The organism is Enterococcus sp. AZ084 (assembly GCF_051714905.1).
Classification (GTDB): domain Bacteria; phylum Bacillota; class Bacilli; order Lactobacillales; family Enterococcaceae; genus Enterococcus_B; species Enterococcus_B pernyi.
The window spans coordinates 24,871-45,802 of sequence record NZ_JBIOSS010000004.1 but is presented as its reverse complement, the minus strand read 5'-3'; the positions used below and the strand labels follow the sequence as shown (position 1 = coordinate 45,802).

Annotated in this window: 25 protein-coding genes; 20 read left to right on the top strand and 5 right to left on the bottom strand. The window is 35.5% G+C overall.

What is annotated here, in order from left to right:
* The coding region (locus IGI79_RS14910; protein ID WP_438846138.1) for an SEC-C metal-binding domain-containing protein at positions 1-351 on the top strand (351 nt) is incomplete at its 5' end.
* 10 nt (positions 352-361) lie between these two features.
* On the opposite strand, the gene IGI79_RS14905 is transcribed toward IGI79_RS14910, so the two are convergent.
* On the bottom strand, positions 362-967 hold the full coding sequence (locus IGI79_RS14905) for a recombinase family protein (RefSeq protein ID WP_438846137.1): 606 nt from the start codon (positions 965-967) through the stop codon (positions 362-364).
* A 201-nt stretch (positions 968-1,168) separates the two neighbouring features.
* Here IGI79_RS14905 and fic point away from each other — a divergent pair, with 201 nt between their 5' ends.
* The 8 genes from fic to IGI79_RS14865 all read left to right on the top strand — a co-directional run bounded on the left by fic (position 1,169) and on the right by IGI79_RS14865 (position 6,190).
* Entirely contained in the window at positions 1,169-1,774 is a 606-nt protein-coding gene (fic, locus tag IGI79_RS14900; protein WP_438846136.1) for a protein adenylyltransferase Fic, read from the top strand.
* 15 nt (positions 1,775-1,789) lie between these two features.
* Positions 1,790-2,365 carry a recombinase family protein gene (locus tag IGI79_RS14895; RefSeq protein ID WP_438846135.1) on the top strand — a complete coding sequence of 192 codons (576 nt, stop codon included), beginning with the start codon at positions 1,790-1,792 and terminating at the stop codon, positions 2,363-2,365.
* Between the two features lie 159 nt (positions 2,366-2,524).
* Complete coding sequence (locus tag IGI79_RS14890) at positions 2,525-2,728, top strand: hypothetical protein (RefSeq protein WP_010734340.1); 204 nt, start codon at positions 2,525-2,527, stop codon at positions 2,726-2,728.
* 109 nt (positions 2,729-2,837) lie between these two features.
* On the top strand, positions 2,838-4,163 hold the full coding sequence (locus tag IGI79_RS14885; RefSeq protein WP_438846134.1) for a Y-family DNA polymerase: 1,326 nt from the start codon (positions 2,838-2,840) through the stop codon (positions 4,161-4,163).
* Complete coding sequence (locus tag IGI79_RS14880) at positions 4,156-4,503, top strand: hypothetical protein (RefSeq protein WP_062806309.1); 348 nt, start codon at positions 4,156-4,158, stop codon at positions 4,501-4,503. Before IGI79_RS14885 ends, IGI79_RS14880 begins: the two co-directional genes overlap by 8 nt.
* Positions 4,500-4,682, top strand: coding sequence for a hypothetical protein (locus IGI79_RS14875; RefSeq protein ID WP_077152042.1), 183 nt, complete (start codon positions 4,500-4,502; stop codon positions 4,680-4,682). Before IGI79_RS14880 ends, IGI79_RS14875 begins: the two co-directional genes overlap by 4 nt.
* Before the next feature lie 246 nt (positions 4,683-4,928).
* A complete protein-coding gene (locus IGI79_RS14870) occupies positions 4,929-5,750 on the top strand; it encodes a hypothetical protein (protein WP_438755271.1) in 822 nt (273 codons plus the stop codon).
* A gap of 146 nt (positions 5,751-5,896) precedes the next feature.
* Positions 5,897-6,190 carry a hypothetical protein gene (locus tag IGI79_RS14865; RefSeq protein WP_034690383.1) on the top strand — a complete coding sequence of 98 codons (294 nt, stop codon included), beginning with the start codon at positions 5,897-5,899 and terminating at the stop codon, positions 6,188-6,190.
* 151 nt (positions 6,191-6,341) lie between these two features.
* Here the strand turns inward: IGI79_RS14865 and IGI79_RS14860 are convergent, their stop codons facing one another.
* Positions 6,342-6,650, bottom strand: coding sequence for a hypothetical protein (locus IGI79_RS14860; RefSeq protein WP_034690382.1), 309 nt, complete (start codon positions 6,648-6,650; stop codon positions 6,342-6,344).
* Positions 6,651-6,662: 12 nt separating this feature from the next.
* Entirely contained in the window at positions 6,663-7,619 is a 957-nt protein-coding gene (locus tag IGI79_RS14855) for an AAA family ATPase (protein WP_438749007.1), read from the bottom strand.
* Between the two features lie 469 nt (positions 7,620-8,088).
* Here IGI79_RS14855 and IGI79_RS14850 point away from each other — a divergent pair, with 469 nt between their 5' ends.
* The gene (locus IGI79_RS14850; protein WP_438846133.1) at positions 8,089-9,126 is read left to right on the top strand and encodes a replication initiator protein A; all 1,038 of its coding nucleotides are present in this window, start codon (positions 8,089-8,091) and stop codon (positions 9,124-9,126) included.
* A 91-nt stretch (positions 9,127-9,217) separates the two neighbouring features.
* On the opposite strand, the gene IGI79_RS14845 is transcribed toward IGI79_RS14850, so the two are convergent.
* Positions 9,218-10,180, bottom strand: a complete 963-nt coding sequence (locus tag IGI79_RS14845; protein ID WP_438846132.1) for a helix-turn-helix domain-containing protein — start codon at positions 10,178-10,180, stop codon at positions 9,218-9,220.
* Between the two features lie 1,041 nt (positions 10,181-11,221).
* Here IGI79_RS14845 and IGI79_RS14840 point away from each other — a divergent pair.
* The 6 genes from IGI79_RS14840 (at position 11,222) to IGI79_RS14815 (ending at position 14,128) form a co-directional block, all read left to right on the top strand.
* On the top strand, positions 11,222-11,494 hold the full coding sequence (locus IGI79_RS14840) for a hypothetical protein (RefSeq protein ID WP_438840861.1): 273 nt from the start codon (positions 11,222-11,224) through the stop codon (positions 11,492-11,494).
* A 449-nt stretch (positions 11,495-11,943) separates the two neighbouring features.
* Positions 11,944-12,384 (top strand): hypothetical protein, encoded by a 441-nt coding sequence (locus tag IGI79_RS14835; RefSeq protein ID WP_438840862.1) that lies wholly within the window; start codon positions 11,944-11,946, stop codon positions 12,382-12,384.
* Positions 12,354-12,800, top strand: coding sequence for a hypothetical protein (locus tag IGI79_RS14830; RefSeq protein ID WP_438846131.1), 447 nt, complete (start codon positions 12,354-12,356; stop codon positions 12,798-12,800). The genes IGI79_RS14835 and IGI79_RS14830 overlap by 31 nt, the downstream gene beginning before the upstream one ends.
* Before the next feature lie 107 nt (positions 12,801-12,907).
* Positions 12,908-13,141, top strand: a complete 234-nt coding sequence (locus tag IGI79_RS14825; RefSeq protein WP_438846130.1) for a hypothetical protein — start codon at positions 12,908-12,910, stop codon at positions 13,139-13,141.
* Between the two features lie 30 nt (positions 13,142-13,171).
* Positions 13,172-13,498 carry a hypothetical protein gene (locus IGI79_RS14820; RefSeq protein WP_438755282.1) on the top strand — a complete coding sequence of 109 codons (327 nt, stop codon included), beginning with the start codon at positions 13,172-13,174 and terminating at the stop codon, positions 13,496-13,498.
* Between the two features lie 246 nt (positions 13,499-13,744).
* Entirely contained in the window at positions 13,745-14,128 is a 384-nt protein-coding gene (locus IGI79_RS14815; protein WP_169059276.1) for a hypothetical protein, read from the top strand.
* Between the two features lie 796 nt (positions 14,129-14,924).
* Here the strand turns inward: IGI79_RS14815 and IGI79_RS14810 are convergent.
* Positions 14,925-15,203: a hypothetical protein gene (locus IGI79_RS14810; protein ID WP_438755284.1), complete on the bottom strand. Its 279-nt coding sequence runs from the start codon at positions 15,201-15,203 to the stop codon at positions 14,925-14,927.
* A 136-nt stretch (positions 15,204-15,339) separates the two neighbouring features.
* Here IGI79_RS14810 and IGI79_RS14805 point away from each other — a divergent pair, with 136 nt between their 5' ends.
* The 4 genes from IGI79_RS14805 to IGI79_RS14790 all read left to right on the top strand — a co-directional run bounded on the left by IGI79_RS14805 (position 15,340) and on the right by IGI79_RS14790 (position 20,925).
* Positions 15,340-16,212, top strand: coding sequence for a LysM peptidoglycan-binding domain-containing protein (locus IGI79_RS14805; protein ID WP_438846129.1), 873 nt, complete (start codon positions 15,340-15,342; stop codon positions 16,210-16,212).
* Between the two features lie 174 nt (positions 16,213-16,386).
* Positions 16,387-19,737: a SpaA isopeptide-forming pilin-related protein gene (locus tag IGI79_RS14800; protein ID WP_438846128.1), complete on the top strand. Its 3,351-nt coding sequence runs from the start codon at positions 16,387-16,389 to the stop codon at positions 19,735-19,737.
* Positions 19,738-19,861: 124 nt separating this feature from the next.
* Positions 19,862-20,557: a class A sortase gene (locus IGI79_RS14795; protein WP_438846127.1), complete on the top strand. Its 696-nt coding sequence runs from the start codon at positions 19,862-19,864 to the stop codon at positions 20,555-20,557.
* 32 nt (positions 20,558-20,589) lie between these two features.
* Entirely contained in the window at positions 20,590-20,925 is a 336-nt protein-coding gene (locus IGI79_RS14790; RefSeq protein ID WP_023520645.1) for a PC4/YdbC family ssDNA-binding protein, read from the top strand.
* The last annotated feature ends 7 nt before the right edge of the window (positions 20,926-20,932 follow it).

Sequence of the window (20,932 nt, the reverse complement as noted above, 5' to 3'; positions counted from 1 at the left end):
CTGATTCAGAGTTTAGATTCAAAGAAAAGAAATGCTATACAGCATTTTGATAGTGAAATTGACTATGTCACGCAGAAAATAGTATTTAGAGATAGAGATAATATTCAAAGTATGTATCTCATTGAGTTTGCTTCGCTTTGTATTGATAACTTTGAATTAATGTTTTATATATTAGAATTGGTGTATAACCTGAGAAAAATCTACTACCTAAAGCAACACTTTGTCCCCCATTTTAAGGAATTTTCGTTGCCTGATACTCCACGAACACAAACAAAGCCAGAAAAAGTAGGAAGAAATTCTCCTTGTCCATGTGGTAGTGGGAAAAAATATAAAAAGTGTTGCTTAAAATAATCATTTCACTTTAGCTAATAACTTCCTTCTTTATTCTATAAATAGTTTGCCTAGTCACATTGTAGTCTTTAGCAATCTTTGAAATAGCAATTCCCTTATTAAGATCCTCAACGATGCTTTTATAAACAAGGCGACGTTCGGGATCTTTTGTGTCTGCGCTGTATAACTTAGGGCGTCCTTTATAAACACCATTTGCTTTTGCAATCTTAATCCCTTGTGCCTGGCGTCGTTTGGATTCTTTACGTTCCTGCTCGGCAATCATGGCCAATATTTGAATGATTAAGTCTTTAATGAATTTATCCAGGAGTGGATCTCCAATTGCTTCCGCCATGATAGGTAGACTAGTAATGATCAATCGAATGTTATTATTTTTTAGGTAATTAACTGAAGCAATAATTTCATCATAATCTCTCCCTAATCGATCAATTGCTTCTACAATAAAAGTATCTTGTTCACGTACAAAATCTAAAGCCTTTTGAAAAATTGGCCGTTCTGAAATTGTGGCTCCAGATTGTTTTTCAATAAAAATTTTTTCTGCTCCAAATTGTTTCATTTCTTCAATTTGGCGTTGTTCATTTTGATCAAGAGAAGAGACTCTAATATATGCAACTTTCAATTTTTTACCTACTTTCTCGAATCATTTAAAATACACCCTAATCATACATTAGAAATCGAGATTTTTCAATGATTGGCTAGTGTCTATTTAGGGTACAATCGTGTCAGAAACTTAATAGTTTTTGACACATGATTAAATTCGCGGTACAATAGGATTTATAGTGTTTCATAAACTTATGTCAAAAAGTTAAGGAGATTTTCCATGATTTTAGAGAATAAATTGGGTTTAACGAATCAGGTTGAGCTGGCCAAGGCTGAAGAAAAACTCAGCAAGCAAAAAGCGAAGGAATTATACGATTCAGGAAAAATAAACGAAATCGAAGTCGGCACGTTTAAAGGCTTATCTGAAATTCATGATTTTCTCTTTTCAGAAATTTACGATTTTGCCGGAAAAATTCGTACGGTCAATATTGCAAAAGGAAATTTTCGTTTCGCACCGGTCATGTACCTGGAACATTCGTTAAAGCATATTGATCAAATGCCACAAACTTCTTTTGAAGAGATTATTAATAAATACGTGGAGATGAATATCGCTCACCCTTTTCGTGAAGGGAATGGACGAAGTACTAGAATTTGGCTAGATCTCATTTTAAAGGAAGAATTGCAAAAAGTTGTTGATTGGAACTTGATTGATAAAGCAGACTATCTTTCTGCAATGGAGCGCAGTCCAATAAACGACTTGGAAATACGCTATCTGATTTCCAACGCCCTGACTGATAAGATTGACGATCGTGAGTTATATATGAAAGGAATTGATATTAGCTATTTTTATGAAGGATACTCTGAGTATACGATAGATGATTTGTAAGAGCAGGTGGGTTAAATGACAAAATATGGCTATGCACGTGTCTCAACCGCTTCTCAAAGTACAAAGGAGCAGATACAACAACTGCTTGAGAACGGTGTTGAGAAGGAGAATATTTTTTCTGAAAAATTTACAGGTACGAAACGAGATCGACCGAAGTTTAATCAGCTGTTAGCTGGTCTGAAGCCTGGAGACGAAATCGTTGTTACGAAACTTGATCGATTCGCCCGTAATACAAGAGAAGCACTAGAGATCATTGAACCTTTACTCGATGATAACGTCACGATTAAGGTATTGAATCTAGGAACGATCGAAAATACGTCAATGGGTCGAATGGTTACACGCACGTTGTTGAGTGTAGCTGAAATGGAACGTGATATGATTGTAGAACGTACTCAGGAAGGAAAATTGTTTGCGAAAAAGAATAATCCTAATTTTAAAGAGGGACGTCCGAAAGCAACAATCACACCAAAGAAGAGGCACGCATATGAATTGATTACTTCCGGGAAATCGTACAAAGAAGTGGAAGCCATAACGGGGTTCAGTCGTAGTACACTTTTTAGAATTAAGAAACAAATAGAAGGCAGTGATTAGAAGATTGATAAAATGAATATAAAAATCTCTTTCAATTTAAATGAATCGTTGTTTATACGAACATTCTAAGGTCAAGTTCGCTCATTAAGATATATCATTGGTCGAACAGAGCGTCATATTAGCTACGAATAGAGATATTTTTAGGGAGGATCGAAGCAAATGAAAGAACAACAATTAGGCTATACTTTTTGGGGACGTCCATTATACGGATTAGAACGAAGAACGGCTGTATCGATCGATTGTGCTTGCGGTGAGCTGATTCAGCAAAATATTCAAACGAAACAATATCATTGTAAAAATTGTGGGAATTGTTACCAATTCATTGACCAAGATTTCCAATTGCTAAACGAAAAAAATAAGTAGGTGTATGATAGTCAGACAAATAGTCTGACTTTTTTGCTATTTTAGAATGTTCCCCTTTACAAATGCGAACGTATGTTTGTATAATCAAATTGAAATGGGGGAGAAAAACATGCTTGATTACTCAAATGAGCCAGTCAATGATTACTTTTTGATCGATATAAAAAGTTTTTATGCGAGTGTTGAATGTGTTGAAAGAAATTTAAATCCATTAACGACGCCTTTAGTTGTGATGAGTCGAGCAGACAACACTGGATCAGGACTAACTTTAGCTGCTTCACCCACTGCCAAAAGTAAGTATGGAATCACGAACGTCAGTAGACCACGTGATCTACCTTATCCTTTGCCTAAAGAATTACACATTGTCCCACCAAGAATGAACCTGTATATAAAGAAAAATATGGAAGTAAACAGTATTTTTCGGCAATATGTCGCAGATGAAGACTTATTGATTTATTCGATCGACGAATCAATTCTTAAAGTAACAAAATCGCTGAACTTATTTACAACACCTGGTACAAGAAGCGAGAGACGCAGACAGCTCGCAAGACAGATACAATTACACGTTTACCGTCAAACTGGTTTGATTGCCACCGTCGGAATCGGTGATAATCCAGTTCTAGCCAAATTAGCCTTAGATAATGAAGCCAAGCATAATAAAGGATTTGTTGCGGAATGGACGTACAAAAATGTGCCAGAAAAAATTTGGACAATTAAAGAAATGACTGACTTTTGGGGTATCGGTTCACGCATGAAAAAAAGATTGAACCACATGGGAATCTTGAGTATCAAAGATTTAGCCAATTGGGAACCATACGCGCTCAAGAGGCAATTAGGGGTTATTGGACTACAGCTCTATTTTCATGCGAATGGCATTGATCGAACAGATATTGCAGAACCGCCTGAACCAACTAAAGAGAAATCGTATGGGAATTCTCAGGTCCTACCGAAAGATTACACAAGGAAAGAAGAAGTCGAGATTGTGGTAAAGGAAATGGCGGAACAAGTGGCTGCACGTATTCGACAGCATAAGTGCAAGACTGGTTGTGTTCGCTTGTATATAGGTACGTCGATCCTGGAAACAAAGTCGGGGTTTTCGCACCAAATGAAAATCCCACTCACTGATAACACGAAAGAGCTTCAGTACTACTGCCTTTATCTATTTAATAAGTACTATGAAGGACAAGAAGTGAGACATGTTGGAATTACGTATAGTAAACTCGTTTATACTGATTCCCTTCAGCTAGATTTGTTTAGTGATCCACAACAACAGATTAATGAGGAGAAACTTGATAAGATTATAGATAAGATTCGACAGAAATATGGGTTTACGGCAATTGTTCACGCTTCTTCTAAGTTAGAAGGCGCACGTAGTATTACTAGAAGCACGTTAGTTGGTGGGCATCCAGGCGGAAACGGAGGGCTTAATAATGATTGAGTACAATGATCGAGGCCGTTTAAAGTGGGCTGGATTTTATCTTTCAGATCACACAGAAAAGATCGATGCAGACGTCGAGCAACGGGCCAATCAAAATTTAGCCAAGGAACAGATGACGACTGAAGAAATTACGGAAGTGTTAAACGCTGCTGTCCTTAAAAGAAAAGTTGTCTGTATCCAAAAGGAAGAACGTGACACTGAAGGCTACTATCCGGATGATATTAAGGGAGAAATTCATGGGTATGATGAACTAGGCATTTTTATTGGAGAGCATAAGGTCCATTACGATGAAATTCGCCACATTGAAATCCAGGAGTTAGATAAATGGAGTCAGCTATGAATATCATTCAACAGTACGAATGGCGCTATATTTGCTATGAAGAATTACTAGAGGAAATTTGGGGATATGGGCAACAACTAATTAACCAAGTGGGACTTGATTGCTTTACCTTTTATGTAGAGGCTAGCGCAGGGTATCATAGTTTCTACTATTATATTGCACCGTATGAAAAGAGTTAGAGAAGTACTAGGAGCAAAAAGGCTTTTTAGGGATCACTGAAACATCCGTACAGAAAATAGCGGTAAGGAAAGTAGAATAGATTATAAATCACCCTTTCCAAAACCTAACGCTATTTTCTGTTTAGTTGTTTCATTGATCCCTTTTCTACTGAAAATAAAAGGAATTGATGTGTGATAGAATAAATAGAAAGCTATTTGAAGAAAAAATTTATTATATGTAGATAATAAACAAAAGGAGTAAAAGAATTGAATCGATCAGAGTACAAACAAATGCTGACACTGAAATATTTTTATGAGGAGAAATTGCAAGAAATCAAAAAGAAACATAAGTCCGATCCGGATTTGTTTCATCCGATTGGTAAGGATCGTTATTGTCTATACTGTGAGCAGTTTCGAGAAATACAAGATAAGCTACAGCCTATGGTAAAACAATTAATGGAGTATGAAAAAACACACGAAGTCAAACAACCAGTGATTCAACAGTTGGCTGCAGTCCCCAAAAAGGAAAAGGCGAAGCCAAAAAAAGTGTATCAAGTCTATTCTCTCTTGTTCAAAGATGGTTCAGAATATTTGGTTTATACGTTCGCCCAGGAAACTGGTTGTCGTTTATTAGGAAGACAGATTTCAGAATTAAGCAAGGCTGTTCTTATTTCTAAGGATTATTATTCTTCCATTTATTTAGAACAAGAAGATGGCTCGATTATTTCAGTAGAAGCACGCTTGCAAGAGCATTCGACTAAGAAAAGTTGGTTAGTAGCAGAAAAACAGCAAACGAGAATAAAAGCGAGAGGGAATTGTTTTAATGAAAAACCCTTTGAGTATTTGAAATATACTAAAGGACAATACGGCTGTTTGAGAACTTTTTGCGGGAATACGGCGATTAAAAAAACAAAGAAATTCTCGAAAAATGGGAAAGTCGCTTTTGAAACAGCGCGTGGCATGATTGCGATAGAGTACGGACAAGTCCTTCTAAAGCTCTTTCCAGGCACGTTCATGGTCATTAGTGAACAAGAATTTAGCGAATATTTTGTAGAAGACGAATCATTAGTATGGATGAAGAAAGAATAGAAAAGCAAGAAGGGGTTAAGCCTATTTTTTTGATGCCGACATTAGGGATTAGTCCTAGTGAATAAAAGAAGTAGACAATAGCATGGTATAAACGTTAAACTATTATTGCGAACGCAATAATAAAAAGGAAGGTAGGCTCACCCACCATGTCTCGAAATACCTTTGTTTATTCCCACCCAATCAACGTATTTATTATCAAGTATCTAGGAGTTACTGTCGATCAATTCTGTGAGTCCTATGGTTATAGTCAAGGGACTGTCGCCAGTTGGATCACACGGAATCGACGAGTTGAATCGCTACCCGTAGGTTTTATTTATGACTTAGGGCTTGCGGCAAGCTTAAACATGTCTAATGTCTATGAAAAATTATTGATATTAGAAAATGAATACGATCAATTTAATTTCAACCAAAAAAAGAAAAAGAAGAAACACATAGACTAATACTGAAGTGAAAAATATTATTTCTGTCCAAAAAGGAGAAAAGGAGACTTTTCTCCTTTTTTAACCATATATCTATTTAAAACTAAATAAAAATCTATGTTAATCAACAAAATAAAAAAAGAGAAAAAGAGATTTTTCTCTTTTTCTCTTTTTAATTAATAAATTTTTCTTTTTGAATATTTGTAATAATTCTTTGAGCACGTTCATCATAATTATTTTTTAGATAAAATTCTGCCATTTGCCTTACTGTTTCATATTCTTTAGTACCGTCAAAATCACTAAATATTTCGATTAAACTTTTTATATCAGGATCTATCTTAATTGTTCTTCTATCTTTAGCAGTCCACTCTTTTTTGTTTTGCTCAGTAGATCCTGCATTATCTTCATTGATAACTCTGGAAGTTTCTACAATCCTTTCTACTTTAGGACGTTCTTTTTTTTCACGCTTAGTGAGTGCCATTTCTTTTCCTCCTTACGCTAGTTCAAATTGTGTTAAATCTAATTCTCTTGATAGCTTAGTTAACTTGTTTCCGTTCAAATATTTTGGAGAATAAACATAGTCTTCAGGTATATCTCCATATTGTTCGAATAATTGAATTCTCTCTTCAATTTCGGTAAATATATCAGCAAAAAGTGCAAATACCTTCCTATCATGATAATCGACAACTGAAACACCGTATTCTGGATATTCTTCTAAACGTTTTTGATTATTAACTATTGCATTAAATGTGAAATTCTCACCAAATGCTTCTTTTGTATTTTTGATAATTGACTCATGTAATTCTCTTTTAGGTTGAAGTAAAAATGGCAGCAAACCTAATACTTCACCTTTAAAATCACTACCGAAATCGTCAATTAACGTTTGTAAATATTCATTGATAATATCTAGTGAACCTTCGAAAGAATAAGTCTTAGTTTCCTGAGTAATAACAAAATAATCCGCACATACCATGGCATTGTCTACTTTGATATCAGTACTAGGACCAACGTCTATCCAAATGTAATCATAATCATATTTAATCGTTTCTAATATATTGGAAAAATGAAATGTTCTTTTTTTCTTATACATTGGATCATTTTCTTTTGGATAAAGATCTTCTAATAAATCGCCAAAATCAGCCATATCACGCCCACCAGCAATCATATAAAGATTGTCTGTAAGCTTAACTGTTGCTTTAGTTAAAGCTTCTCTATCCCCATTCGAATAATCTTTAATAGCTTGATAAATGGTTGCTGGAAAATTTTTATTAAAGGTCTTCCCAATTAAACTTGTTGCATTTGCTTGAATATCCCAATCAATTATAAGAACTTTTCTATTAAATTGAGGATTTGGAAGTGTTGCAACTAATGCTTCTTCTGTTGTGGATGTAGTTTTACCAACCCCGCCTTTTTGATTGGCATTAATTATTGTAGTTCCTTTTCTTTTCATACTTAGCCTCCTGCAAAATGTATTTTTTCTCCTAAAATCATTTTATCATGGTTAAAGATTTAAATCTATAGTAAAATGTATTTAGGAGAAATTTTTAAATTCATAATTATGGTTAAGGAAAAAAATAAAAAAAGGGTAATTTCTCTTTTTCTCTTTTTCTCTTTTTAGAGAAGCTTAACAATTAATAAAGAGAAAAGTCTCTTTTTCTCTTTTTCTCTTTTATCTAAACAGCTATTTTATTGCGATTCATAAAAGAGAAAAGTCTCTTTTTCTCTTTTTCTCCTAAGAGATTTTTCTCCTAATTATTATTATTATAAAGCAACTATGTACAAGGGGTAATTTCTCTTTTTCTCTTTTTCCCCTAAAATCTTTTTTAGTTTATACCGTTTACAATTAATAGATTATCCAAGTATAGTTAATATGATTAAAACGAAAAGAAAGAAATATATATAGAACCGAGGAGATTTAAATGCAAGAATTCAATTTTATCACTGCTCAAGAAACATATCGTGCGCTATATTATCAACTACCAAAAGTCCTATTTACTTCTCCCCTTTATAAAGAGATGAGTAATGATTCAAAAATAGCTTATGCAATGTTACAGGATAGATGTGAAGCGTCTATAGAAAATAACTGGATTGATGAGCAAAACAGAATATTTTTTATTTTTACTCGAGCGGAACTAATGGACATTTTAGGTTGCAAAGAAAATAAGATTTCTAAAATTAAAAAAGAGTTGAAAGATAAAAACCTATTATTTGAACAGAAGACTCCCCCAAGAAAGCTTCCAAATGGAACCTGGCACAATTCACCGAATAGGCTTTATCTGGGAAAATTGGAGGTTTCTGCAGAAGATGTATTTATAAAAAGAAATATCAAAGAAGATGTTCCCGAAAGTGGGAAAAACCCACTTTCGGATAAAACACCGATAGATAGCGATTCTCATGGAAGTGGGAAAAACCCACCTTCGAAAGAAACGGCTTTAAATCAACATTCTTTCGAAAGTGGGAAAAAAGGAGGTAATCTATTATATTCTTCTAATTCTTTAGACACTAATAGACACATTATAGACACAGAGAAAGACCATCTACAAGATCAATTATTGCTTAATAATTTTGAAACGATCATGAAAGACAATAGCATTGCTACGTTTATACCTGACCGAGTACTAAGTTTGATTAAAACATTCTCATCTAGTTACAGTGAAGCTCAAAAGACCGTTCAGACAATTCATAACGCAAAAGCAAAAGCAGAAAAAGATACTCAGACTAAAATTATTTTTGAGGATCTAGATATTTATGGTCTTAATGCCGAGCAAGAATTATATCAAACACTGTTAAAAGCCTATCAAAAACTGAAAACAGAAAAAGTTGAAAATATTCAAAATCTAATCTTTGTTTACGTTAAGAACTGGTTTATGGAAAATCCGATTGCTGCAAAACAACAAGCTGAATCAAGCGAAGAATTACCGAAGGTCTCTTTACATGATTGGACAAGCGAAGTTTGAAATTAGTCATGACCTTGGAAAGTGTCTAGGTGTGTCTCAGCGTAGCTGATGTGTCTTTTTAGTTGAGAAATAAGTGATCAACTAAAAGTAACTAATCTATAAAATAGACTATTTCACCAGGTGTTCCAGAAGTAATTAAATTATTCAGACTGTACAACGCAATATCAGCTGTGGTTCTGATTTTTTCACCGTGGTAGTCTTTCAAGTTAACAATGAATTCTATGTCTTTTTTGTAGTTTATGGCTTTTTTTAGAGCGACTTCTTTCTCGTCTGCAGTCAAAGCTTTGTAATATTCAATTCGAATTCTAAATAAAGTAAATAATAAGCTGAAATTAAATACTGGGCGAGAGAATAGAATTTCTCCCAGTTTGTCACAACTCTCTTCTGCCTTAGCTAATAATTCAAAATCAATATTGGTTTTGTCTATAACAGCATGATCAATCAATGAATCGGTTATGTTAGAGATTGCGGCAGGAAGTACGTGTAAATATTGACAATCAATTGAGCTGATATGATCTACTTCATAATCTTTTAAAGTTTCTAGGAAAAATTTTAAGTGATCAATTTTAAACTTAGGGGTAAAATCTGTGATCAGTTGGAGATAATAGTTTGTTAAATAGTTTTTACTTTTTATTTGATCAAAAAGTCTGTCCATTTCTTCAGATATAATTGGTTCGATGAATGGTGCAGTTTGTTCAAATTGATGTTTAATATATAAATAGCTTCGGTAAGATCGCAAGGATTGATCTTTCTCTAACTTAGCAATTTCATATAGTTTTTTTAATTCGTCTAAATTCACTTCATTGGTGATTGATTTTTGAGTAAGTTCTCTAATCTTTGCTGCGACAGCATTTTCCATATTTTCGATGTCGCTAAGATCCGTTATATGTGCATTGAGTCGGCACATGATCAACTCTAATTCGGTTGAAGTTAACGCACGTTCACCTCTTTCAAATCTTGAATAAGCAGAGGTGTCCATGATCCCTTTTGCAATTTCAGATTGCTTCACACCTTGTTTGATACGTAGTCTTCGTATAAGTAAATGAATGTTCATAACATTTCCTTTCAGTAATGTCAACAAAAAAATGGCCATTTGTGAAATTCACAAGTCAACAGTTTTTTACAGATTTTTGTAAAAACTTGTTGTATGATTTATATGACGTCAATATTAAAAGCTGTACAGTAATAAAAAAAAAGGAGGAGAAACACTATGTTTCCATTTCCAATTGATCCACGTGACGCACAAGTAACACGTCCCTAGAAAGTTATTTTTATCCCAAATAAACGAATAGACCAATTTATTTAAAGAATCATGTGAAACTTTTTATTATCTTTTTTTAAGTAAATTGTCTAAATTTAGTATAAATTAGAATAACTATTAAGACAAATTATTTCTAGTTATAAAACCTTTAGGTATGCGTTTATTTCTTGAATTAAATAAGGATATAGCAGAATTTCTCGAAGAGGATTTTTACTAAAAGGGAATAGAGTCTGAATAAATTTAGGATATTTTACTGTTGCCAGAAATATGAAAAGCATGTTATCGTTAAAAAGAATTAAATAAAGTACTAGTTTTTGTTTGTCGAAAAGCAACTAGACATTTTAGTCTAGTTCTTGAAATGAGGGCAAACAAAAAGGAGCACCTTTAGCTCTCTCGCTTCAAACTGATTGGCGTCAGTTTGAAGGTCGTTGAGAGTCAAAGGGTCCAAACAACATAGATGACATGTTGCTGGATTGCTCCTTGATAATTGTAGACGACGTCTACAACGTTGCTATTATAACAAACAACTGAGGGGTATTCATTCGTTTTTACTTATTTTTTAAAATCTTTTTTATGAGACAGTTTGAAAAGGTAATTTTAAGAAGATGAGTGAGGACGTATGCGTATGGACTTGGACTAATACGAGTCGTTTTTTTACACGTTTGATTTAGTGGGGGAGTACGTGTAAAACGAGCGATCAAATTAGCTGTTATGGGGCGTTGTTGACAACTACAATCTTTGAGGAGGAATTTCACACATGTGGAATTCCTCCTTTTTGTTTGCCTTTATTTTCTGATATTTGTTCGAGAAAGTTAGTGAAGGAGTGATAAAAAAATGAATAATTCTACACGAATGAAGTCCTGTTCTCCTCGATTGATTTTACAACGAGCGATTACGGTTCGTCTAATCGATGGCAGTATATGGGCAAATCTTGGAAATGGAAAATTTGTGCATCAAACGGACCTAACGGTCAAAGAAATAGAGGTTCTCTATCCTAAAATTAAAACAGTCGTTGAAAGTGGCGGAAAAATTATGGCAAAGAAAAAACATTCGGCTCAATCACTGGTCATACTTGACCCACCAATGAAAGTGAAGGACTGGGCTTGAAAGAAGTCGTTTAACGAAAGACATAGCTGTTTGTAAAGAACGTTTCTCGTTGTTTACATGATCCTTGAAAACTGGATAGTATCGGACGTTTATCCAGGGCGCTGTGTTTAGCTTTGGAATCAAACGAGAAAATGTTTCGCTGTTTTCTGTCTGGCGAAACGGATACATTCAAAAACGACAGACTGCTTGACTTGGTAACTCAAGCAGAAGATCGTGTCTCTGGCATGTGGCGAGAAAAGTAGCGCAGTTGAACGCCTTAAAACCCAACTGTTTGTTCTGAAAAGGAATACTTTGTAACTCTCAAAATGATGAAGAGAGACAGGTTGTCCGTCCCCCTAAAACGGTCAGGTTCCCACTTATCCGAAAAGTGTCGTACCATTTTTATTACTTGTTTGCGGTTCTTTGTGAACAGGTATGTCTTTAGAGAAAAAGAAATAGGAGTGAGTTGAATGACTGAAATACAAGTATTACTTGCTTTTATGCGGCAGTCTAAGCGCAAGTCAATCAAGCGTAGTAGTTTAGAACATTGGTTTGAAATGAATGATTACTGGATAAAAGAAAGACAACTCAAGTTGTTCCAACAGCTGCAGCGAAGCAAGGTACTAAGAATCATGGAAAATGGCGAAATCATCCGAGTCGAAGCAATGCGGGAATACCTATTGTTGCTTGATTATATGAAGACTCAACGAAGACCATTATTAGCACAGGATTACTTTAATCGGTGGATCGCCGAACAACCAGAATGGCATGCGAAAAAGACGGAACGACTGATTCGTCAATTACAATGCACAGAAACAATGAAGATAACTGAATTTGGTGTGGTCATTTCATACGAGCAGCAAAAGAAAGGGGAAAATGGATGGCAAAAGGTACAGCAAAGAAGAGCATAAAAGGCAAAAAGAAACGATTTTTCCAATTGGAAGAACTATTGTTAGAGGAGAAGGACATGGAGTTTGTGATCGGACAAGAAGATTTATTTGCGAATAATATCCAGTTCGAACATGATGACGTGTTACCTGGCGAACGAGCCTATATCGTCACAAAAAAAGTCGTCCAGTCTACCCCATTATATAAAAAGCAATTGATTTGTTTGCGTTATATCCGTTCGTTGAGAGTCGTGAATAACTTGGAAGAAGGGCGACTGGTAAAAGAAGTCCCGGTAGCAAAAATTATTCGTTCAAATAGAGGGTTTTATTTCATCGTTGATCGAGAAAGAGTGACACAGTCGTATCATCAACGAAAACAACGAAAACAGCGTAACCAACTAGCAGGAGTCATTGCCGAAGAGACGTTTCGGAAATACTAAAAGACATAAACATTCTATCTGAATTTAAATATGGTGAGATGTTTCTCTTAAAATAGAGTAACGATATTCTTAAAAAGACAGAGATTATGGAATAGGAGGGACTGAAAATGAAATTAAAAGAATTATTGAAAATTTTACCAGATAAAGCCGATGCAACGTTTGAAATTGTAGAAGAGACTTACCCAACAGGAATTTTAGTTAAAAATATTTTAGCGAATTACCCACGAGCAGCAGAATATGAGGTAATACTACTAGACGCAGGAATTACTACACATGACGGAAAAGATATTCCTACATTGTGTATTGAAGTCAGTAACGTGAATCAGTCAGTAATACACTAAAACTGAAAACTAAGTGAAAGAGGTTTTACATTGCAAGATAAAGAAGAAAAAGTATTACTTATTCTTGGAGAAACAGGAACTTTTTTAGTGGTATTGGTTCTGAGGTTCGCAGGAATTCTTTACGGCGGATTAGTTACCATGATGCTCTGGAATGGGATCGTTTCACCTACGTTTGGTTTAGATCAGTTGAATTTTTTTCAGGGCTTAGGTTTAGACCTCTTTATAAGTTATCTCTTTTATAACAGCGGAATCTCAGGAAGAGATAAAAGTGAATCGATTTTTGTTCCAATTATTGAGTCGGTGATTTCAACCACTTTATTTTGGGGTGTTGGTTCAATTCTTATGCTGTTTTTATAAAAGTAACTGCTGTTTTCTTGTCATGGAATTCGAAAAAAAGAAATTCAAAAGTCCAGAATAGAAATTGAATTTTTCCTTAAAGTTTGCTTTCCACTAAAATTGAGGAGAAGTTTAATAGATGTTGTTCAATATATTTTGATGTTCATTATAAATATCTTCTCTTTTTGGGAATAATACTGAATGAATTGACACTTATGCCGGAAGGATAATTAATCGCATTTGTAAGAACGAATCTGGAGGATAGCAATGTTTATATTGAAAAACAAATATGAGGGATTGTTAAAAGTAGTAGTTCATGTGATTGTGTTTATTGGGATTATATCGATGGCAATGAAAGTACAAATGGAGCAGTCTAATTTTGATAATTCAATAAATAATGTCCAATTTTCTCGAAAGTTAGCCTATGACTCCAATAATGAACTTAAAGAATATGTAGATAAAAATTATATTCAGCAAATTATCTGGAAAACATATCCACTTCTAGTATATCCTGAAAGCATTTCAAGTAGGGTTTTGTTCAAAAGAGAAGCAAATCAAAAAAGTATTGATGAGGCGTGGCAAGATGTAATGAACCTTGTCGAAGATTATGAACAAAAAGAAACTGAATTAGGGCTTCTAATGGAGAATTGAACAATTGGTCAATAGGTGAAAGAAATAGAAGTAGTAGAAGGAGAGTGTCGCAAATAATGATTTCAAATGAATGGACATTAGAATACGAACGGCGACTTGAAAAACTGGCAATGTGTTTTTGGCGAATCTTTATTAGTGGTTTTTTTACTTTAATTTTAGGATCAGTAGTTTATTGGAATTATTATTTTTTAGGACTTTTGTGGTTTCCGCTAGTCCTATTGTTTTTATGGTACTTTATTGTGCTTGGTTTTTTAGTGATTTCATTGAAGTTGATTTGATCGTGCAAATATTTACTGTAGCAGTCTATTTTACACGTAATTTTAATGACTAAGTTCTTTATTCGGAATCCTACCGTACATTTTCGTCTGGATGGGTACCATAAACCTCAAAATGTGAATACTTTTACAAGAAAAGGTTATTGCAATTAATTATAAAATAAAAATGTTATCTTTTCCAAAATGGTTGAAAATTATTTTTTAATATATGCAATATTAAATCGTTTTTATCGAAGAAAAAGATAATTGGTCTATATTAATAATTGTTTTATTAAAATTGTATGAAAAGACACAGGTTATCGTTTGGCGAAAATTATTTGGTTTGATATGCTTAATTTATAGTTATTTTAATTAAGTGAATCCTAGCTTAATAGTTGCCAGGGAGATCTTTTAAACCTAAACTCCAATTTTTAGTTTAAGAATACCTTTTTTAAAGTCTCAACACTTTACTCTTGAAATATTTTAACCCTAAGCATCCTTTTTGTGAAGGACGCGATCCCTGGCAACTATTAGGCTAGGCGTCATTCGTTTCCCAATGAATGATAATCATTTTGATTATTCATTTTTTTCAATTTATCCTTTCTAAGTGCGACTTGTTTTGCATACTCTTCAATCTCACTTTTTAAGTATAAACGAACTATTGGGGACTCATTGTATTCAATAAAAGGAGCGACCATGTTCGTTCTCACTGCTTGTTGAAAGGCAGGTCCGGACTGACCCGTAATTTTCATAGCACCTTGCTTTGTAACAAGATTATCTAAGATCCATTCTCGAATTTCTTTTGAATCGGTATCTTTCATGTTAACACCCCCTAAAGTATCTATAGAAGTAGTATAGATGAAAAAAAGAAAAAAATCCACGATATAATTGTTGACCTATCATTATATGTATATTATGATAGGCATATAATATAAAAAAGGAAAGAAGGAAGAATAAATGAAAATGTTAAAAGTGTTAGCAATCGGAGTAACCGTTGGAGGAGTGGCGTTAGCTATTCATACGGAAAAGGCAGAAGCCACAGAATGGACACCTCGATCAGTTGAACAAATCAAAGCTGAAATTTCTGGCAATGAATACACGATAAAGTGGGGCGATACTTTAAGCGCCATTAGTGGAGCGACAAATATATCAGTTCAAAAATTAGCTGAGTGGAATAGCATTGGAAATGTAGATGTCATTTTCGAAGGCAATAAGTTAGTATTTGAAGGAAACATTGCTACTGTACAAGATCAAAGTGGGAACACTATTAGCCAAGCAGTAATCAACGAAAACGACAAAGTCAATCCAGGGCAACCAATCGGACAAGCACCAGCAACTGGTTCTAGTACTGATCAAGGTTCTCCAGCAGCGACAGTTCCTACCCCTCCTGCAGTAGAAGACAGTGGGTCAACGGATGCTGGAAACACAGTAACACCGCCGACAGGTGCTGACAATGGATCAACAGGCGGAGGAAACACCGTGACACCACCAGCGGGAGGAGACAATGGCTCAACTGGCGGAGAAAACACTGTAACACCACCAACTGGTGGCGATAACGGTTCCTCTGGTGGGGATACAGAAACAACACCTCCAACAGGCGGGGATAATGGTTCAGGAGGAGACAATGGCTCCGAGGACAATGAAACTGATAATATTCCTGTTAATATTGGAAATAGCGGCATTTTTGCAGCTACTCAAGAAGAGGCTAATGCACAAGCATATGCATTATGGGCTGAGGATAAATTTGTTGAGTTTACTAGATTCTTAATAAATCCTGCCTTAAATGCTAAAGGCGATATAATTGGATGGACAGTTGTATTTTATAATTAAAAAATAATGTAAAAAAGAGGTAAAGCTGAAAAGCTTGCCTTTTTTTTATGTACTGAGGTGATAAAAAATGAATAGTAGATGCCGAAGCCCGTCATATTCGGAGATTGTTGTAAAGGACTAATGAGCTAATCATTGGTCTTTTTTTGTTGCTAAAAGGCTTATGAGGAGACGATTATGAAATATAAGAAAATGAAAAAAGTGATCAGCTTGTTCTTGCTGACTGTTTTGCTTACAACAGGTTTGCCGATAAATAGTATGGCAACGGTACTGTTGGATCAATCAACAAGTATCAAAATCAATGATGGTTCTGATACGAAAGAAATAGATAGCAATAAGGAAACTAATGAACCTGTTAGTGATCCAGTGTTGCTGCCCTTAATGAACAATCGAGATTTTGTTGGATCTATCCAAACCGGAGAGAGTCAACTAGCTAATGACGGGCCGGAATTAATAACTAAAGAAGTCCCTGATAATATGAAAGAATTCTTTATCGGAGAAAAAGATCTTCATGAATTGGGATCGTATTCTGAGCAACAGGAATTAGCTGCACAATCAGATGAATGGCAAAAACTTAAAGAAGAGAAAATGACTAGAAGTTCTTCTTATCGTTTGTCTGAAAATGGTCGTTTAGATGTTAATGTCGCACGTTATACACCTTCTGGTCTACATTATACGCATGACAAGATCATTCGTTGGCAAATTGATGGCGAAGATGTTTTCTGTATTCAAGAAGGGGTATTTACAGAAGCTGGCATTTTATACGATCAAAAATTAGACCTTAATAATGTAGTATCTCCAGAAAGTCGATCAAGAAGACTTCGTTTTATCGGATACTTTGGTTACTATAACCAGCGTAGTATGGAAAATTATGCGTTAACACAAATGCTAGTGTGGGATGAAATGGGAGGTAGCTTTATCAATTACGGAACATTTGGTAAAGCGAAATATGATTCGTTCAAAGCTGCTGTCGATAAAAAGATTGCTGAACATGATCTAAATCCTTCTTGGCACAACACTACTGTAACAGTTAAAGCAGGTGAAGAAGTACGCGTTCGAGATACTCATAACCGTTTTTCTTCCTGGAATGGTACTGTTTCAACTAATTCGGCTGGTGTGAGTGTACGAAAAGATGGAAATGATTTAGTTATTGCTGCTTCTGCAAATTCTAATGAATCGGGAGTAGTTCGAGTAACAAAATATGACCCTAGCGGATCGGGAATAGGAACTACATTTGCTTATACAAATGGGAAAACACAAGATCTTTCTCGTCTTCATTTACCCGATCCAGGAATCGCTGCATTAAATATTAAAGTAGAAAAAAAGGGACATGCAGCTGTTCGTAAATTAGATGAAACTACTAAAAAACCTTTAGCGGGAGCAATTTTCCGTTTTACAACAGATGATGGAAAAACTAAAGAAATAACAGCGAACAATCAAGGAATTGCTGAATGGCGTGATTTAACCCATGATCAAAAGGTGACAATGGAAGAGATTCAATCACCGAATGGTTACGTGATTAACAGCAAGCCACAAACAATTACAATCAAAGTAAATGAAACAGTCACGGCAACCTTTGATAATAAGCCTCAAAAAGGACAACTGGAGCTTTCTAAAACAGTTGAAACAGGTGTTTCTACAGTTGTAAATGAAAGCGATCATGGCGACTACACGACGATTGAATTCGAACAACGAAATGGGGATGGATTTGGCTTTAAGATTCGCCCGACAGAAGATATCGTGACCGGTGACGGCACACTGCGTTATGAAGCAGGGAAATTCTTACAAGCAGATGGTGAAGACATCGTTTGGACTACAGACGAAGATGGTAAATTTACGACAGACCCACTACTGTTTATCGGTAAGTACGAAGTCGTTGAAGTTTCTGCACCTGCAGGTGTCGTTCTTTTAGACGAACCAATTCCGTTTTCGATCGATTATGCAGGACAAACGGTTGATATCACGTCCTCTTCTTTAGAAGTAGAAAACTTCCTACAAGATCTCAATATCTATGGTCGAAAAATGCAAGAAGTTCTAACGGGTTGGGAAGATGGTAAAGCAGTTGTTGAATTAGAAAATGCGAAAAACGGTCAAATATTTGCCCTACGATTAGCAGAAGAACTACTTGTTGGAGAAGAAGAATTAGCTGCTGATACTACGTTAGGTTATTCAGTAGTCGAAGAAGGCAAGATTGCTTTTGAAGGACTGAAATTGCCAAATCAAACAATCCCGATGTATATCCAAGAAATCTATGCAGGTCCCGATCATGTAATGGATGACACGAAGCACCACTTTGTATACGATCCACAGAACAACGATGTTTCATTTGATATTCAAGTAGAAGCGAGTCAAGACGAAGCCGAAGGTGAAGATGCTGAAGAAGACCCTGACGCTGATTCTGAGGAGGACGACGTAGAAGGAGTGGCAACTAATGCCAATTTAGATACTGAAACTCCTGATACTGAAGAAGATGTAGATCTGGAAGAAGAGCCAGAAGAGGACCTGACAGGCGCAATTATTAATCGTTTAGCTCGTGCAGGTGTTCAAGTTATCAAAACCGATGGAATGGATCAAAAACCGCTAGAAGGTGTTGCTTTTGATTTATACCGAGTGCCAGCACCAGAAGTTGATCCTGAAGAAGATATCGAGGAAGCGCCTGAAGAAAGTGAAGACGTTGAAGAAGATACTGACACTGAAGAGAGCGAAGACGCTGTAAAGACAACCAATTCTGATGAAATCGACACCGAGGATTCAACTGAGTCAGAAGACTCAACAGATTTAGAGGGTGAAGATGAAATCGATGAGGAAACTCCTGAAGAAGCTGTTCTTATTGGAACGTTCTTGACAGATGAGAATGGTGAGATCAATATCGATGGATTGCCAACGGGACATTATTTGTTGGTGGAATCCCAAGAATTACCTTGGTATCACGCAAACGAAGAAGAGTATACGTTTGAAGTTTCACCTGAAAATGATGGAGAAGTTATTGTATTTGAAGTAGAAAATCACCGCTTAGATTTAGAAGTAGAGACGCTATTTGTGGAAACTGAAACTGGAAGTAAAGTTTTAGATCCGACAAAAGACAATCACTTAACCGACTTTACTTGGATTCGTGGGGGGAAAGAAAATCATGAATACTACATGCTTACGCAATACATTAAAGTCAATAAAGACACAAAAGAGCAAGTAGCAGTCGTTTCTGAAGATACTTCATCGGTTGTATCCACTGGTGACGAAGAACAAGAATTACCAATTACACTAGATTTGCCAGCAAACACAATGGAGAGCGGATATGAATTGGTAGCGACTCATATGATCTATGATGATCCTGAAATGGAGAATCTGGTAAACGAGCATTTCGACTTAGAAAATGAGGACCAAACAGTCCTTTTCCTAACTCCAGAAGAAGAACCTGAATTACCAGTTATACCAAAAGATTTAAAGACACCACAAGTTCCGTCAATCCCACAAGCAGGAAATACAAACTTTTGGGAAGAGCTTAAGGCTGTTTTTTCGAACCTATTTTAAGATCAAAATAGATGATTAAGAAGAGACGAAGGGAGAAATTCCTTGTCTCTTTTTTAGTAAATTTGGTCCAAAAAAACGAAAAAACATTTTGATTCATTTATCTCTGAAGGAAAGGAGCAATGCATTGAAGGAATTACAAATAAAGCTTAGAAGGATTCGATTAAAATTTAAGCAGCACCCGCACAAAAAGAAAATTATCCTTGGGATATTGAGTGTGATTTTACTAATAGGAACGATTGTCGGTATGATGCACTATCGACAGAAACAGTTTGACCAACAAATTTCAGATCTACAACAAGCTGGACTAAGCGAAATGAGTGGAAAAAAGCCATATAGAAGAGTTATTGGTGATTATTCAGGAGACGATGTTGAAGATTTACGCCCCCAAAATCTTTCGATTGATTCGAACGATTTGATTCAAAAATATGGGGTGGGAATTATACGGATACCGATGATAGGGTTGGAATTGCCCATTTTGGAAGGTATGACACAGGCCAATCTTAGTATTGGAGCAGGAACTGTGAAACCGAATCAACGAATCGGACGAGGAAACTTTGCCCTGTTGGGCCATTATATGACCAATAGCGGACTATTGTTTGGTGGGTTGAAGAATGTTTCTGTTGGCGACCAAGTAGAAATTACTTTCTATGGAAAAACAGCTACGTATGAAGTACAAGAGACACGAATTATCCATCAAAGTGAAGGACAGTATATGTTGGATAATCCGGAAGAGCCACATTACTTGACCTTGCTGACATGTGATGGAAGTCGGGCTGGTACGGACTATCGATTGATGGTTCGAGCAACAATGCTAGAGTGACAGATATGATCAAAATTTAGGAGGTATTTTCAATGGTAATGGATTTATCACAAAACCAACCAGAGCAAGAAAAAAAGAATCCAAATATATCATTTGAGAAGGTAGAAGAGATTGCTATTCTCAATCGTACAAAATGGGGGACAACAGTTGAACTAAATAAAGTTTCTTATAACGGCCGTGAGGCGGTTTATGATTTACGTAATTGGACACCAGAAGGGGAAATGCGAAAGGGTATCACACTTACTGATCAAACGCTGGCGAACCTCTTGATAGCCTTAAAGAATCATTTAGAAGGCGACTTATCAAAAGATGAATCAGAAGATTTGGCAGATTCAGATATTACAGCGCACCTTCCTAATGATTTTTGAAGAAGGA